We start from the raw sequence: 14,702 nt of genomic DNA on the forward strand, positions 1-14,702 counted from the left end.
TGCTGATCGACACGTACGCGTCGCGCATGACGCACATGGGCGACGCGGGCGCGGGGCAGACGGCGAAGCTGTGCAACCAGGCGATCGTCACCGCGACGGTGACCGCGATTGCCGAGGCTGTCGGTCTTGCACAGGCGAGCGGCATCGATGCCGCTCGGCTGGCCGAGGCGCTGGCAGGCGGCTGGGCGGATTCGGTGCTGCTGCAGACGTTCGTGCCGCGCATGACGTCGGGCGGCCATCCGCCGATCGGCGCGCTCAGCACGTTCCAGAAGGACGTCGATGCGATTGCAGACGCAGCGCGCGACACGGGCGCGGTGATGCCGGTATCGGCCACCGTGCAGCAGGTGTTGCGGCTTGGCGCCGCGCAAGGGCTCGCCGGTGCCGATTTCGGCGCGTTCATCGACATCGTGCGGCCCGGCAACGGGCGTCAGCAGGCGTCGTGACGGGCAAGCGGGGCGCGTGAATGGCAGATGGGCCGCCCGGAGGCGGCCCATCGAATGGCAGGGAGATCAGCCCAGGGAGCGAGGTGTCGTGTCGCCGGCGTTCTGGCGACCGAGCCCGCCGCGCAGGCTCGCTTTCGTGCCTGCACCAAACTCGGGCAGGATGCGCGCACGCGCACGGCTGGCGAACACGAGGAAGCCGAAGCCGTTTGCCTCATACCAGTATCCGCCGTTCTCGAGGCCGTCCAGCGGCTGCTCGAGCGCGTTGGCGATCGATTCGATGCAGCGCTTGCGCAGTTCGGCGATGGCCGGATAGGGCGGCTGGGCGCCGCGCACGCTGCACAGGAGCACGTCGAGACCGGGCAGCACGTGCGCGTACAGGACGGGTTCGTCCTGCGCACGGGCGCGGGCAATCTTGGTGTCGAGCTGGGCAAACGGTTTCGAGTGGCGCAATACCGCGAGGAATGACTCCTGGCCATCCTGCTGGGCACGCCGACGTTTTTTCGGGAAGGACATAAACACTCGCCTCAAAAACAATTGCAAGAAATGCGGCACTTTCATGCGACCCACTCCCGGCTATGTACGCCGCATGTCGATCCTTTATAGCACACGAAAATGCTGCCTTCGTGCAGTACGACGATCAATGTCTCCCGTCGACCTGCTCGCCATGATCGACACAGCCAGCGTCTTGGCGCCCGTACTGTCGTTTAGTCTCCATCATAGACCTGCTTTCCCCGCGCGTGCATTCGCCCGTCACAAAAAAGTGAGATAGGCCGCATGCGGCGGTGCATCGCGCGCGCAATAAAAAGGCCCGCACGGAGCGGGCCTGGCTGGCGGGGCGCTTGGCGATCAGCGCTGCTTCAGCGAATCGCGGATCTCGCGCAGCAGCACGGTGTCTTCCGGCGTCGCGGCCGGTGCGGCTTCATCCGGCTTGCGCAGCTTGTTGATGAATTTCACCATCAGGAAAATGATGAACGCGAGGATGACGAAATTGATTGCCACCGTGATGAACGAGCCGTAACCGAACGCGGCGACACCCGCGGCCTGCAGGTCCTTGAACGAATCGGGATTACCCTTGAACGTCGGGGGGATGGTGCCGAGCAGAACGAACTTGTTCGAGAAATCCAGGCCGCCGGTCAGCACGCCGATGACCGGCATGATGAGGTCTTTCACGACCGAGTCGACGATCTTCGAGAACGCGCCGCCGATGATCACGCCGACGGCGAGATCCATGACGTTGCCCTTGACGGCGAACTCCTTGAATTCCTTGATGATGCTCATGAGCGGCTTTCTCCTGGTTGGGGCGAGGGGAGGCGTGCCGCGACGCGCACGGATGCAGAGCGTCGAATGAGGGTCGGTGGCACGCCGATGGCCGCATGATAGCGAACGCTCCCCATTGCCGGTAGTCCATCTTGAAATGATTGACAAATCCGCGCGTCGGCGCGGCCGGCCATGCTGGGGAGCGTGGCGTGCGTTGCAGCGCGTCGCGGGTGCGTCGACGCGCTGAGTAGCGTCAGGTGTTGTCGTCGGTCCAGCCGTCGTCGTTGCTGCCGAGATCCATGCCGCCGCCGCCGTTGCCGTCGCTCCAGTTCGAACTGTCGCCGCGGCCGAGGTCGAAGCCCGGGTCGTTCTCCTGCCGGCGGCGCTCGCCGTCGACGATCACGTCGCGTTCGACCACGCGCTCGCGGCCGCCCGACATCGCTTCGCCGAGCAGTACGCCGGTCAGCAGCCCGCCCATGCCGCCACCGAAACCGCCGCCGCCTTGCTGGATCACGACAGGCGGTTGCTGTTGCGGGTAGGGCTGCTGCGGATACGGCTGGCCTTGCGCGCCCGTCATGCGGTCGGCTTCCTGCGCATACACGGAGCCACTGCCGTTCGCCGGTGCCGCGGGTTGCGCGGCCGGATCGGGACGGCCTTCGACGCGTGCCTTCACGCTTGCATGGCGTTGTTCGAGTTCATCGACGCGATACGGCGGCACCGGATTCTTGCCGTTCGACAGCGATTCGACGAGCGTGCGCGCATCGGTCTCGATCGCTTCGAGTTCGCCCGTGAGTGCCGCGGCGCCGGGCGCCGTCGACAGCTTCGCGTCGAGTTTCAGCGGGCGGATGTCGTTCAGCACGTCGGTGGCGCGCTTGAGCTGCGTGCGCCGTTCGTCGTCGGCACGGCTGTCGTCGGCCGTGCGCGCACGCCGCAGCGTCCAGCGCAGCACCAGCGCGATCACCGCGACGATCAGCCCGAGGCCGATCCACATGCCGGTCGACGGGCCGTGCTTTTCGGCCGGTGCCACAGCGGGCGCGAGTGACGATTGCAGCGTGCCGGCCTGCGTGGCCGAGGGCACGTTGCCGCTCACGCGTGCGGCGTCGGCGCGGATGCGCGACTCCGTCTGCGCGAAGCGCGACGCGTCGGTGAACTTGAGTTGCGGATCGAGCGTCTTCGCGCGCTGCAGCTGCTCGAGTGCGTCGGATGCGCGGCCCTCGCGGTCCAGCACCTGTGCATACAGGTAGCGCGCATGCGCGTTGTTCGGATGGGCGTCGATGACTTGCGACAGCTGCGTGTCGGCTTGCTGCCAGTTGCGTTGCGCGATCGACTGCTCGACCTGCTGCAGCGACGGGACCGCAAACGCGGCGGACGACAGCAACATCAGCGAGAGGCCGAGTGCGGCGAGAGATTTCTTCATGGTCGAACCGGGCGCAGGCGCCCGTCTCCTGACGATCGGTTCGCGCCGCGCCCGGGGCGGGCAGCGGCGCGGTTGCCCGCAGCGGCCGTTACTGCGCGGGCGTGTCCATCTGCTTCTTCAGCGCGGCGAGGCGATCCTCGACCGACGGGCCCTTGTTCAGCGCGGCGAGCTTGTCGTCGAGCGCCTTGCCGCTCGACGTGTCGGCCGAATTCAGGCGCGCGTCCGAGCGTGCGTTCTGCAGTGCGACCTTGTCCTCGAGCTTCTGGAAGTCTTCGGACAGGTTCTTGCCGCCGATGCCGCCCAAGGCGCTTGCCGCGACATCCTTCGCCTGCGCGATTTCCTGCTTGGCCTGCAGGATGTTCGAGCGGGCATTCAGGTCGTTGCGGCGCTGGCGCATGTCGGCGATCTGCCCCTTCAGCTTGTCGACCGACGGCTCGAGCGTCGACAGCTCGGCCGCGAGCGCGTCACGCTCCGCTTCCGCGTTCGACTGTGCGCCGAGCGCCTCGCGTGCGAGTGCTTCGTCGCCGGACTGCAGTGCGCGCTTCGCGCCGTCCTCGTACTTCTTCACCTTGTCGTCGGCCGCATCGCGCTTGCTGCGCTGGGTCGCGACCTGTGCCTCGATCTCGATCAGCGAATTCTCGGCACGGCCGATGCTGTCGTCGAGCTCCCGCACGATCTGCCGTGCGTCGCGCGACGGATCCTGTACCGAATCGGCCGCATCGTTCAGCAGGCCTTTGATCGTGCGCGAAACAGAGTCGAAAAGCGACATGAAATCCTCCGTGGTTGAAAGGCGCCGCGTGAGAGCGGCAGTGCCCGTTGCGAGCCGGTTCCGACCCGCATGAGCCGGCGGATATTACACCACCGGTTCACTTAAATACGGCTTAAACGCGCGAGTTCAAGCGGCTTGCGCATCAGGATTTCGAACCTTTCGCGATTGAAAGAAAATCGGCGGTGCGCGCCATATTGCGTGTCCATGATAGGCAGAGGATGCCGACAATACGTTCCTTAAATCACGGCATTGCGGGAATTTTTACAAAAAATCGCGAAGGCACCCGGTCGATTTCATTAAAATGCGCTGTCACGTCGCGGGAACGGATCGCCGCGCGGCGGGGTCTGTCGACGTGACAGCCGCATCACGCTGTATCCGCTCTGATTCATTCGCCTGCATTTCCGCATGCGTCCGAGGGCGCCACGTACGCCCGCCATTCCGACATGCCAATTATCAAACGACCGCCTTCTTCTTCCGACAGGAACGAACCCCACTACACGCTGCGCCGTTCGCCGTCCGGAGCCTATTACCCCGATGACGACGATCGCGACGACGACCGCCGCACCCAGCGCAGCGGCGGCGGCGGACACCGTCGCTCGTTCGGCTCGCGCGTCGTGCTGTGGTTCGCCGGCCTGTTCGTGACGCTGGCGATCGTCGGCGCGCTGATCGTCGGCTACGCGCTGGTCGTGATGGCGCCGCAACTGCCGTCGCTCGATGCGCTGACCAACTACCAGCCGAAGGTGCCGCTGCGCGTGTTCACGGCCGATCACGTGTTGATCGGCGAGTTCGGCGAAGAGCGCCGCAGCCTCGTACGTTTCCAGGAAATCCCGGACGTGATGAAGAAGGCCGTGCTCGCGATCGAGGACTACCGCTTCTACGAACACGGCGGCGTCGACTTCGTCGGCATCCTGCGCGCGGGTGTCGCCGACCTGATGCACGGCGGCGCGCGCCAGGGCGCGAGCACGATCACGATGCAGGTCGCGCGCAACTTCTTCCTGTCGAGCGAGAAGACCTACACGCGCAAGATCTACGAAATGCTGCTCGCGTACAAGATTGAGAGGGCCCTGACGAAGGACCAGATCCTCGAGCTGTACATGAACCAGATCTATCTCGGCCAGCGTTCGTACGGCTTCGCTGCCGCTGCGCGCGTGTATTTCGGCAAGGACCTGAAGGACATCACGCTCGCGGAAGCGGCGATGCTCGCGGGGCTGCCGAAGGCGCCGTCGGCGTATAACCCGGTCGTCAATCCGAAGCGCGCGAAGGTGCGCCAGGAATACATCCTGAAGCGCATGCTCGAGGTCGGCTACATCACGCAGCCGCAGTACGACGAGGCCGTGAAGGAAGAGATCCACGTGCGCACGCCGGGCAACCAGTACGCGGTGCACGGCGAGTACGTCGCCGAGATGGTGCGGCAGATGATGTACCAGCAATACAAGGATGAAACCTACACGCGCGGGCTGACCGTCACGACGACGATCAACTCGTCCGACCAGGAAGCCGCGTACCAGGCCGTGCGTCGCGGCATTCTCGACTACGAGCGCCGCCACGGCTATCGCGGGCCGGAAGCGACGATCAAGCTGCCCGCGGCCGGCGACGACCGCGACGAGGCGATCGACGACGCGCTCGCCGATCACCCGGACAACGGCGACCTGCAGTCGGCGGTCGTGCTGTCGGCATCGCCGAATGCGGTCGAGGTGCAGTTCGTCGGCGGCGCGACCACGACGATCGGCCCGGCCGGGCTGCGCTTCGTGGCGGGCGCGCTCAGCCCCCGCGCGAACGACACGCTGCGCATCAAGCCGGGCTCGGTCGTGCGCGTGCTGAAGGACGGCAAGACGGGCTGGCAGGTCGTGCAGCTGCCGCAGGTCGAAGGCGCGCTCGTCGCGATCGCGCCGCAGGATGGTGCGATCCGCTCGCTCGTCGGCGGCTTCGACTTCAACAAGAGCAAGTTCAACCACGTGACGCAGGCATGGCGGCAGCCGGGCTCGTCGTTCAAGCCGTTCATCTACTCGGCATCGCTCGACAAGGGCATGGGGCCGGCGACGATGATCAACGACGCGCCGCTGTACTTCCCGCCGAGCGTGCCGGGCGGCACCGCATGGGAGCCGAAGGACGACGACCAGCCGGACGGCCCGATGACGATGCGCACCGGCCTGCAGCGTTCGAAGAACCTCGTGTCGATCCGGATCCTCGCGTCGATCGGTACGCAGTACGCGCAGCAGTACGTGACGCAGCGCTTCGGCTTCGATCCCGCGAAGACGCCGCCTTACCTGCCGATGGCGCTCGGCGCGGGCCTCGTGACGCCGCTGCAGCTCGCGACCGGCTATGCGGTGTTCGCGAACGGCGGCTACAAGGTCGATCCGTACCTGATCGCCGAGGTCGACGACGCACGCGGCCAGGCGCTGCAGAAGTCGCAGCCGGTGCTCGCGGGCAGCACGGCGCCGCGCACAATCGAAGGCCGCAACGCGTACGTGATGAACAGCCTGCTGCATTCGGTCGCGACGGCCGGCACGGGCGCGGGCACCAACGCACTGGGCCGCAGCGACCTGCAGGGCAAGACCGGTACGACGAACGACGCGAAGGACGGCTGGTTCGCCGGCTACCAGCAGTCGCTCGTCGCGGTCGCGTGGATGGGCTTCGACCAGCCGAAGAGCCTCGGCAGCCGCGAATTCGGCGCGCAGCTCGCGTTGCCGATCTGGGTGAACTACATGCGCACCGCGCTGAACGGTGTGCCCGAGCAGCAGATGCCGATGCCGGACGGCCTGACCTCGATCGACGGCGAGCTGTACTACGCCGATCGCACGCCGGGCAACGGTTTCGTCGCGAACGTCGACATCAACCCGGCCGAGAATTCGATCAGCGCGAACGATGCGCTCGGTTCGGCCGGCGCGGCGGGGCTGGCGCCGCCGCCCGTCACGCCGCAGGAGAAGCAGCAGATCATGGACATGTTCGAGAACAAGTAAGCGGCACGCCGCTGTTCCGGCATGCAACGGGCGCCTTCGGGCGCCCGTTTTTTTTGCGCGAATGGTCGGCGGAGAGAAGCGGAATCAGAACGACGCGCAGGCCGCTACGACCGTCATGCCGACCGATTGCTGGTGGAATCGCTGCATGTACGCTTGCCGGATCGCGGCGAGCCGTGCGCGCGTGTCGGACGTATCGTCGGCGATGATACGGATCACGAAGCTGTCTTCGCGCGTGATCCCGCCGCTTGCGCGGTCGCGCCACTGGCCGTGCGTGTCCCAGTAGGTGAGGCCGTCGGGGAACCGCGGCGTGACCGTGTCGGCGAGGAAGGCCGCGCGCTCCGCATCGGTGACGGGGCCGCGTCCCGTGATGTCGCGCCCGAACAGCAGGTCGGCCTGCAGCATCGGGTTCTCGCCCGGCTGCGTACAGGCCGACGGTGCGCCGACGACGGGCGAGGGGGGGGCCGCGCAACCGGCGAGCAGCGCGACCGCCATCGTGCACGCGGCCAGCGACCGCATTTGCCCATTTCGTGACGATCGACCTCCGCGCGCGCAAAACGCTGCGCGCTCAACCACTTGCGTGCTTGTCCGGCGGGTTATCAACAGGGCTGTCAACATAATCTGGGGATAACCCTAGGTTTGTCCGCGCGTGCCCGATGTGGGGTCAGTGCTGCAGTTTCGCGTGCGCGAGATGCATGCCGAGTGTGCCGGGGTCGGTATTGGTGCCGGATAGCAGCACGCCGACGCGCTTGCCCTGCAGCGTTTCGCGCAGCGGGCCGAGCAGGGCGGCCAGCGCAGCCGCGCACGCCGGTTCGACCGACAGTTTCAGTTGCGAGAACAGGAACAGCATCGCGGCACGCAGCGCGTCGTCGGAGACGGTGACGATGCGGTCGACGTGGCGCCGGCACAGCTGGTAGCTGTATTCCTCGGTATGCGGCGCCATCAGCGAATCGGCGATCGTCTGCATCGCGCTCATCTTGATCGTGTGATTCGCCGCGAAGCTGCGGCTCATCGCATCGGCGCCTTCCGGCTCGACGCCGTACACGTGCACGCGCGGATTCGCGAGCCGCAGCGCGGTCGCCATGCCGGCCGCGAGCCCGCCGCCGCCGATCGGCACGATCACCGCGTCGAGGTCGGGGGTCTGCGTCGCCCATTCGTAGCCGAGCGTCGCGGTGCCAAGGATCGTGTGATAGCCGTTGAACGGATGGATGAAGAAGCGGCCTTCCTCGGCCTCGATCCGCCGGACCAGATCGAACGCCTGCGACGCGCTGCTCGCCAGCACGACTTCCGCGCGGTACTGCTTGCACTGCGCGATGCGCGACGGGCTTGCGGTATGGAACATCACGACCTTGGCGCTGCTGCCGAGCCGCATTGCCGCATACGCGACGGCCGCCGCGTGATTGCCGGCCGACACGCAGGTGACGCCGGCGTTCTTGCGCGCCTCGTCGAGTGCGAGCAGGTGCGTGAATGCGCCGCGCGCCTTGAAGCTGCCGCTGACCTGCAGCAACTCGAACTTGAAGTTGACGTGCGTGCCCTCGAGGGACGGCAGGTCGGCGCGTTCGAACACGGGCGTGCGCGCGACCCAGGGCGACAGCGCGAAATGCTGCGCGGCGATTTCGTCGAGCGTCGGGATCGGCTCGCCGTCGATCGTCGTATGGGCGGTGCCCTGTTGTTCAGTCGACATGACGTGGCGGGTGGCGGAGTGGGCCGACCCGCACACGCGGGCCGGCGTGGCGGGGGGCAGTCAGTGCGCGTCGACCGACATGCTGCGGATGAACTTGCGCAGGAACTGCTCGCAGCCGGCGAGCTGCGCGAGCTCGACATATTCGTTCGGCTTGTGCGCCTGCTCGATGTTGCCGGGCCCGCATACGACGCTCGGGATGCCCGCGCGTTCGAACAGGCCGGCTTCGGTGCCGTAGGCGACCTTGCGCTTGTCCTGGTCGGCCGTCAGCGCGCGCACGAGCTGCGTGATCGCAGCCTGTTCGGTGGCGTCGAGGCCGGGCGCCGCGGCGATCTTCGAGAACTCGATCGCGGCATTCGGATGCTCGCGCAGCATCTGCGGCAGCAGTGTTTCCCGTGCATATGCTTCGATGCGCGTGAAGATCTGCTCGGGATCGAGCGTCGGCAGGTTGCGGAACTCGAAGTCGAACCGACATTCGGCCGGCACCGTGTTGATCGCGTTGCCGCCCTGGATCGTGCTCGTCTGCGCGGTCGTGAACGGCACGTCGTACAGCGCGTCGAACGGCCCTTCGGCGCGGAAGCGGTCGGCGATGTCGCGGATGTGGCAGATGAGGCGCGCCGCATACTCGATCGCGTTCAGCCCCTTCGGCGTCAGCGACGAATGCGCCGCGTGGCCGCGCACGCAGCAGCGGTACGCGTTGATGCCCTTGTGCGCGATGATCGGCCGCATGCTGGTCGGCTCGCCGACGATGCAGCCGGACGGTTGCACGCCGCGCTTGACCAGATCCGCAATCATCAGCGGTGCGCCCGCGCAGCCGATTTCCTCGTCGTAGGACAGCGCGAAATGGATCGGCTTCGCGAGCTGGGTGGCCTGCATCTCGGGCAGCAGCGCGAGCGCGGTGCCGATGAAGCCCTTCATGTCGCAGGTGCCGCGGCCGTACAGGCGGCCGTCGCGGATCTCCGGAGCAAACGGGTTGCTGTCCCATTGCTGGCCGTCGACCGGCACGACGTCGGTATGCCCCGACAGCACGATGCCGCCGTTCGTCGAGCCGTCGTGCGCGGGCACGGTGGCGAACAGGTTCGCCCAGCCTTCACGCGGATCGTGCGTGATCGTCGAGGCGATGCCTTTCGCGGCAAGCGCGTCGCGTACCGTTTCGATCAGGCCGAGGTTCGGCACGCGGCTCGTCGTGTCCATCGACACCAGTTGCTTGATCCAGGGCAGGCTGACGAGCGACGCGTCGCCTTGGGTTGCGGCGGACGGCGCGGTCGCGTCGAGAGTGGACATGGCAAAACTCCGTCTGATGAATGGGAAAATCATACTCAAAAACGCGTCGGCCCGCCCGCGTCGGCCGCAGTGCGGTGCAGCAACGCCGCACCTGTCACTATCGCATCAGCGCACCGCGGCAGCCGCTCCCTGCTTGGGTCCGAGCGCGCGCAGCGTTTCCTTGATCGTCGACACGCGGATCGCGAGATCGGGCGAGCGCGTCTCGATGCGCAGCTTGTCCTGGCCCGCGAGCTTGATGTGCCGATGCTTCTGCACCATCTCGATGATCCGCATCGGATCGATCGGCGGATTCGGCTCGAACTGCAGCCCGATCGCCACCTCGCTCGCATCGATCTTCACGATGCCGAGCGGTTTCGCGGCGATCCGCAGCCGGTGCGTCTCGACGAGCGCATGCGCCTGCGGCGGCAGCTTGCCGAAGCGGTCGATCAGCTCTTCCTGGATGCCGTCGATCGCGTCGCCGTGCTCGCAGTTTGCGAGACGCTTGTACAGCGACAGCCGCTCCTGCACGTCCGCGCAGTAGTCGGCCGGCAGGATCGCCGGTGCATGCAGGTTGATTTCCGTCGTCGCGGCGAGCGGGGCGGTGAGGTCGGGCTCCTTGCCGTTCTTCAGTGCCTTCACCGCGTCGTTCAGCATGTCCGTATAGAGCTGGAAGCCGATCTCGTGGATTTCGCCCGACTGCTTGTCGCCGAGCACCTCGCCGGTGCCGCGGATCTCGAGGTCGTGCATCGCGAGATAGAAGCCCGAGCCGAGCTCCTCCATCTGCTGGATCGCTTCCAGCCGGCGCTGGGCCTGCTTGGTCAGCGCCTGCGGATCGTGGACCAGCAGGTATGCGTACGCCTGGTGATGCGAGCGGCCGACGCGGCCACGCAGCTGGTGAAGCTGCGCGAGACCGAACTTGTCCGAGCGGTGCATGATGATCGTGTTCGCGCTCGGCACGTCGATGCCGGTTTCGATGATGGTCGTGCACAGCAGCACGTTCGCGCGCTGCGCGACGAAATCGCGCATCACCCGTTCGAGTTCGCGTTCGTGCATCTGGCCGTGCGCGATCACGATGCGCGCTTCGGGCACGAGCGCCTCGAGCATCGCCTTGCGGTTCTCGATCGTCTCGACCTCGTTGTGCAGGAAGTACACCTGGCCGCCGCGCTTCAACTCGCGCAGCATCGCCTCGCGGATCACGCTTTCTTCCTCGCGGCGCACGAAGGTCTTGATTGCGAGCCGTTTCTGCGGCGCGGTTGCAATGACCGAGAAATCGCGCAGCCCTTCGAGCGCCATCCCGAGCGTGCGCGGGATCGGCGTCGCGGTGAGCGTCAGCACGTCGACTTCCGCGCGCAGCGCCTTCAGCGCTTCCTTCTGGCGCACGCCGAAGCGGTGTTCCTCGTCGATGATCACGAGGCCGAGGCGCTTGAACTGCACGTCCGACGACAGCAGCTTGTGCGTGCCGATCACGATGTCGACGCTGCCTTCGTTGATCTGCGCGATCGCCGCGTTGACTTCCTTCGCGGTCTTGAAGCGCGACAGCTCGACGATCCGCACCGGCCAGTCCGCGAAGCGGTCGGCGAAGGTCTGCGTGTGCTGTTCGGCGAGCAGCGTGGTCGGCGACAGCAGCGCGACCTGCTTGCCGCCCAGCACCGCGATGAACGCGGCGCGCAGCGCGACCTCGGTCTTGCCGAAGCCGACGTCGCCGCACACGAGGCGGTCCATCGGCTTGCCGCTCGTCATGTCGCCGATCACGGCCGCGATGGCGGCCGCCTGGTCGGGCGTTTCCTCGAAGCCGAAGCTTTCCGCGAACTTCACGTAGTCGCGCGGATCGAGCGAGAACGCGTGGCCTTCGCGGGCCGCGCGGCGCGCGTACAGGTTCAGCAGCTCGGCAGCCGTATCGCGGATCTGCTGCGCGGCCTTGCGCTTCGCGCGTTCCCACTGGCCGGAGCCGAGCGCGTGCAGCGGTGCGCTGTCGGGATCGGCGCCGCTATAGCGCGAGATCACGTGCAATTGCGCGACGGGCACGTAGAGCTTGCTGTCGCCCGAGTATTCGAGATGCAGGAATTCGGTTTCGCCTTCGCCGAGATCCATCGACACGAGGCCCATGTAGCGGCCGATGCCGTGCTGCGCGTGGACGACCGGGTCGCCGACCTTCAGCTCCGACAGGTCGCGCACCATCGCGTCGACGTTGCTGGCCTGTTCCTGCCGGCGGCGGCCCGCGCGGCGGCCGAGCGCGCCGTACAGTTCGGTTTCGGTGACGACCGCATAGCCTTCGCCCGGTACCGCGAAGCCGTTCGCGAGCGGCGCGACGCCGAGTGCGAAGCGTTCGTCGCTCTCGAGCCAGCCGGCGAAGTGGTCGTTCGATGCGGGGCGCAGATGGTGTTCGGCGAGCAGCTGCAGGATCGTCTCGCGGCGGCCGGCCGATTCGACGGTCAGCAGCACGCGCTTGCCTGACGATTCGACGAACGTGCGCAGCGACGCGAGCGGATCGTCGGCATGGCGATCGACGGTGAGCTCGGGCAGCCCCGTCGCCCAGCCGCCGGCCGGCTGCGCGGGCAGTACGACCCGTGCGAACGGCTTCGCGAACGCGAAGAAATCCTCGTCGGACAGGAACAGGCGCTGCGGTTCGAGGATCGGCCGCTCGCGATCGTGCGCGAGGAACGCATGGCGCTGCTTCGTATCCGCCGTGAAACGTCGGATCGATGCCTCGAGATCGCCGGTGAACACGAGGTGAGCGTCCTGCGGCAGGTAGTGGAACAGCGTGGCGGTTTCGTCGAAGAACAGCGGCAGGTAGTACTCGATGCCGGCCGACGGCACGCCGTTGCCGATGTCCTTGTAGATCGGCGCGCGGCTCGGGTCGCCTTCGAAGGTCTCGCGCCAGCGGCTGCGGAAGGCCGTGCGCGCGGCCTCGTCGAACGGAAACTCGCGGCCGGGCAGGAGACGCACGTCGCGCACCGGGTAGAGGCTGCGCTGCGTGTCGGGGTCGAACGCGCGGATCGAGTCGACCTGGTCGTCGAACAGGTCGATCCGGTACGGCAGCGGCGAGCCCATCGGGTACAGGTCGATCAGCGAGCCGCGCACGCAGTATTCGCCGGGCCGCACGACCTGGCTCACGTGCTCGTAGCCGGCCAGCGTGAGCTGCGCCTTCAGCTTCGCCTCGTCGAGCCGCTCGCCCTGCGCGAATGCGAACGTGTACGCGGCCATGAACGATGCGGGCGGCATCCGGTACAGCGCGGTGGTCGCGGGCACGAGCAGGATGTCGCAGCGGCCCTCGCCGAGGTCGTGCAGCGTCGCGAGACGCTCGGATACGAGATCCTGGTGCGGCGAGAAGGTGTCGTACGGCAGCGTTTCCCAGTCCGGCAGCAGGCGTACGCGCGCGTCGGGCGAGAAGTAGCGGATTTCCTGCGAGAGCCGCTGAGCATCGACCGCGTTCGCGCAGATCACCGCGAGGAGCGGCACGTCCTGGCGGTTGTCGGCGAGATAACGGGCGATGGCGAGCGCGTCGGCGGAACCATGCGCGCCGTCGAAGGCGAAGCGCTGGCCGGGCTTGACGCGGGCAACGGGCGAGGCGGACGGGGTGGAAGCGTTATCTGGCATAGGGACGACAGGGGTGGCGTGCACGGGCGCATCGCGGTGCGCCGGTCGAGACGAAAGACCTATTATAAAATCCGCTTCTCGATTTCATCTTTCCGGCGTTTCCCTTCGTGACTCCCCGACTTTTCGCCCTGATTCCCTGTGCCGGCACCGGCAGCCGTTCCGGCTCGGCCGTGCCGAAGCAATACCGCACGCTGGCCGGCCGCGCGCTGCTGCACTACACGCTTGCCGCGTTCGACGCGTGCAGCGAATTCGCGCAGACGCTCGTCGTCCTCGCGCCCGACGATTCCCATTTCGACGCGCGCCGCTTCGCGGGCCTGCGCTTCGCGGTGCGCCGCTGCGGCGGTGGCTCGCGCCAGGCGTCGGTGCTGAACGGGCTGCTCGAACTGGCCGAATTCGGCGCGACCGACCACGACTGGGTGCTGGTGCACGACGCCGCGCGCCCGGGCATCACGCCGGAGTTGATCCGCACGCTCGTCGCGACGCTGAAGGACGATCCGGTCGGCGGCATCGTCGCGCTGCCGGTGGCCGATACGCTCAAGCGCGTGCCGGCCGGCGGCGACGCGATCGCGCGCACCGAGTCGCGCGACGCGCTGTGGCAGGCGCAGACGCCGCAAATGTTCCGCATCGGCATGCTGCGCGAGGCGATCCTGCGCGCGCAGCGGGAAGGGCACGACCTGACCGACGAAGCGAGCGCGATCGAATGGGCCGGCCATACGCCGCGCGTCGTGCAGGGCAGCCTGCGCAATTTCAAGGTCACGTACCCGGAAGATTTCGCGCTCGCGGAGGCGATCCTCGCGCGCTCCACGAACGCTTCCTGACTTTCACCCCCTCACAATCGGAATACGCATGGATTTCAGAATCGGACAAGGCTACGACGTGCACCAGCTCGTCGAGGGGCGCCCCCTCATCATCGGCGGCGTGACGATTCCGTACGAACGCGGCCTGCTCGGCCACTCGGACGCGGACGTGCTGCTGCACGCGATCACCGACGCGCTGTTCGGCGCGGCGGCGCTCGGCGACATCGGCCGTCATTTCTCCGACACGGACGCGGCATTCAAGGGCGCCGACAGCCGCGTGTTGCTGCGCGAGTGCGTCGCACGCATCAACGCGGCCGGTTTCACGATCCAGAACGTCGACAGCACCGTGATCGCCCAGGCGCCGAAGCTGGCACCGCATATCGACGGGATGCGCGCGAACATCGCGGCCGATCTCGGCCTGCCGCTCGACCGCGTGAACGTGAAGGCGAAGACCAACGAGAAGCTCGGCTATCTTGGCCGCGGCGAGGGGATCGAGGCGCAGGCCGCCGCGCTGCTGGTGA

The 14,702-nt window shown here is 67.1% G+C and carries 12 protein-coding genes; 4 read left to right on the forward strand and 8 right to left on the reverse strand.

Annotated features, from left to right (window positions below):
- The coding region (locus G3N93_RS20035; RefSeq protein ID WP_206133781.1) for an NAD(P)-dependent oxidoreductase at positions 1-443 on the forward strand (443 nt) is incomplete at its 5' end.
- Between the two features lie 66 nt (positions 444-509).
- Here G3N93_RS20035 and G3N93_RS20040 read toward each other — a convergent pair.
- From G3N93_RS20040 to G3N93_RS20055, 4 genes are all read right to left on the reverse strand, one after another.
- Positions 510-956 (reverse strand): hypothetical protein, encoded by a 447-nt coding sequence (locus tag G3N93_RS20040; RefSeq protein ID WP_027784713.1) that lies wholly within the window; start codon positions 954-956, stop codon positions 510-512.
- 333 nt (positions 957-1,289) lie between these two features.
- Positions 1,290-1,721: a large conductance mechanosensitive channel protein MscL gene (gene mscL / locus G3N93_RS20045; protein ID WP_059233903.1), complete on the reverse strand. Its 432-nt coding sequence runs from the start codon at positions 1,719-1,721 to the stop codon at positions 1,290-1,292.
- A 232-nt stretch (positions 1,722-1,953) separates the two neighbouring features.
- On the reverse strand, positions 1,954-3,117 hold the full coding sequence (locus tag G3N93_RS20050; protein ID WP_174988252.1) for a lipopolysaccharide assembly protein LapB: 1,164 nt from the start codon (positions 3,115-3,117) through the stop codon (positions 1,954-1,956).
- An 88-nt stretch (positions 3,118-3,205) separates the two neighbouring features.
- Positions 3,206-3,886, reverse strand: a complete 681-nt coding sequence (locus G3N93_RS20055; RefSeq protein ID WP_174941246.1) for a PspA/IM30 family protein — start codon at positions 3,884-3,886, stop codon at positions 3,206-3,208.
- Between the two features lie 443 nt (positions 3,887-4,329).
- Here G3N93_RS20055 and G3N93_RS20060 point away from each other — a divergent pair, with 443 nt between their 5' ends.
- Positions 4,330-6,846 (forward strand): penicillin-binding protein 1A, encoded by a 2,517-nt coding sequence (locus G3N93_RS20060; RefSeq protein WP_174941244.1) that lies wholly within the window; start codon positions 4,330-4,332, stop codon positions 6,844-6,846.
- Positions 6,847-6,930: 84 nt separating this feature from the next.
- Here G3N93_RS20060 and G3N93_RS20065 read toward each other — a convergent pair whose 3' ends face one another.
- The 4 genes from G3N93_RS20065 to mfd all read right to left on the reverse strand — a co-directional run bounded on the left by G3N93_RS20065 (position 6,931) and on the right by mfd (position 13,384).
- On the reverse strand, positions 6,931-7,362 hold the full coding sequence (locus G3N93_RS20065; protein WP_174988256.1) for a DUF3574 domain-containing protein: 432 nt from the start codon (positions 7,360-7,362) through the stop codon (positions 6,931-6,933).
- Positions 7,363-7,507: 145 nt separating this feature from the next.
- Positions 7,508-8,527, reverse strand: coding sequence for a threonine/serine dehydratase (locus G3N93_RS20070; RefSeq protein WP_206133782.1), 1,020 nt, complete (start codon positions 8,525-8,527; stop codon positions 7,508-7,510).
- A 60-nt stretch (positions 8,528-8,587) separates the two neighbouring features.
- Positions 8,588-9,808, reverse strand: coding sequence for an acetylornithine deacetylase (argE, locus tag G3N93_RS20075; protein WP_174941238.1), 1,221 nt, complete (start codon positions 9,806-9,808; stop codon positions 8,588-8,590).
- Positions 9,809-9,913: 105 nt separating this feature from the next.
- Positions 9,914-13,384, reverse strand: a complete 3,471-nt coding sequence (gene mfd / locus G3N93_RS20080; RefSeq protein WP_174988262.1) for a transcription-repair coupling factor — start codon at positions 13,382-13,384, stop codon at positions 9,914-9,916.
- A gap of 107 nt (positions 13,385-13,491) precedes the next feature.
- Here mfd and ispD point away from each other — a divergent pair, with 107 nt between their 5' ends.
- The gene (gene ispD / locus G3N93_RS20085) at positions 13,492-14,202 is read left to right on the forward strand and encodes a 2-C-methyl-D-erythritol 4-phosphate cytidylyltransferase (protein WP_011352390.1); all 711 of its coding nucleotides are present in this window, start codon (positions 13,492-13,494) and stop codon (positions 14,200-14,202) included.
- Positions 14,203-14,230: 28 nt separating this feature from the next.
- A partial coding sequence (gene ispF, locus G3N93_RS20090; protein ID WP_206133783.1) for a 2-C-methyl-D-erythritol 2,4-cyclodiphosphate synthase occupies positions 14,231-14,702 on the forward strand: 472 nt, incomplete at its 3' end.

Origin of the sequence: Burkholderia sp. Se-20378 (assembly GCF_017104665.1) — a bacterium.
In the GTDB taxonomy this organism is placed as follows: Bacteria; Pseudomonadota; Gammaproteobacteria; order Burkholderiales; family Burkholderiaceae; genus Burkholderia; species Burkholderia lata.

Bases quoted from the DNA above. Each gene is read 5' to 3' on its own strand.
- G3N93_RS20040 (WP_027784713.1), bottom strand. From the start codon at position 956: ATGTCCTTCCCGAAAAAACGTCGGCGTGCCCAGCAGGATGGCCAGGAG.
- mscL (WP_059233903.1), bottom strand. From the start codon at position 1,721: ATGAGCATCATCAAGGAATTCAAGGAGTTCGCCGTCAAGGGCAACGTC.
- G3N93_RS20050 (WP_174988252.1), bottom strand. From the start codon at position 3,117: ATGAAGAAATCTCTCGCCGCACTCGGCCTCTCGCTGATGTTGCTGTCG.
- G3N93_RS20055 (WP_174941246.1), bottom strand. From the start codon at position 3,886: ATGTCGCTTTTCGACTCTGTTTCGCGCACGATCAAAGGCCTGCTGAAC.
- G3N93_RS20060 (WP_174941244.1), top strand. From the start codon at position 4,330: ATGCCAATTATCAAACGACCGCCTTCTTCTTCCGACAGGAACGAACCC.
- G3N93_RS20065 (WP_174988256.1), bottom strand. From the start codon at position 7,362: ATGCGGTCGCTGGCCGCGTGCACGATGGCGGTCGCGCTGCTCGCCGGT.
- G3N93_RS20070 (WP_206133782.1), bottom strand. From the start codon at position 8,527: ATGTCGACTGAACAACAGGGCACCGCCCATACGACGATCGACGGCGAG.
- argE (WP_174941238.1), bottom strand. From the start codon at position 9,808: ATGTCCACTCTCGACGCGACCGCGCCGTCCGCCGCAACCCAAGGCGAC.
- mfd (WP_174988262.1), bottom strand. From the start codon at position 13,384: ATGCCAGATAACGCTTCCACCCCGTCCGCCTCGCCCGTTGCCCGCGTC.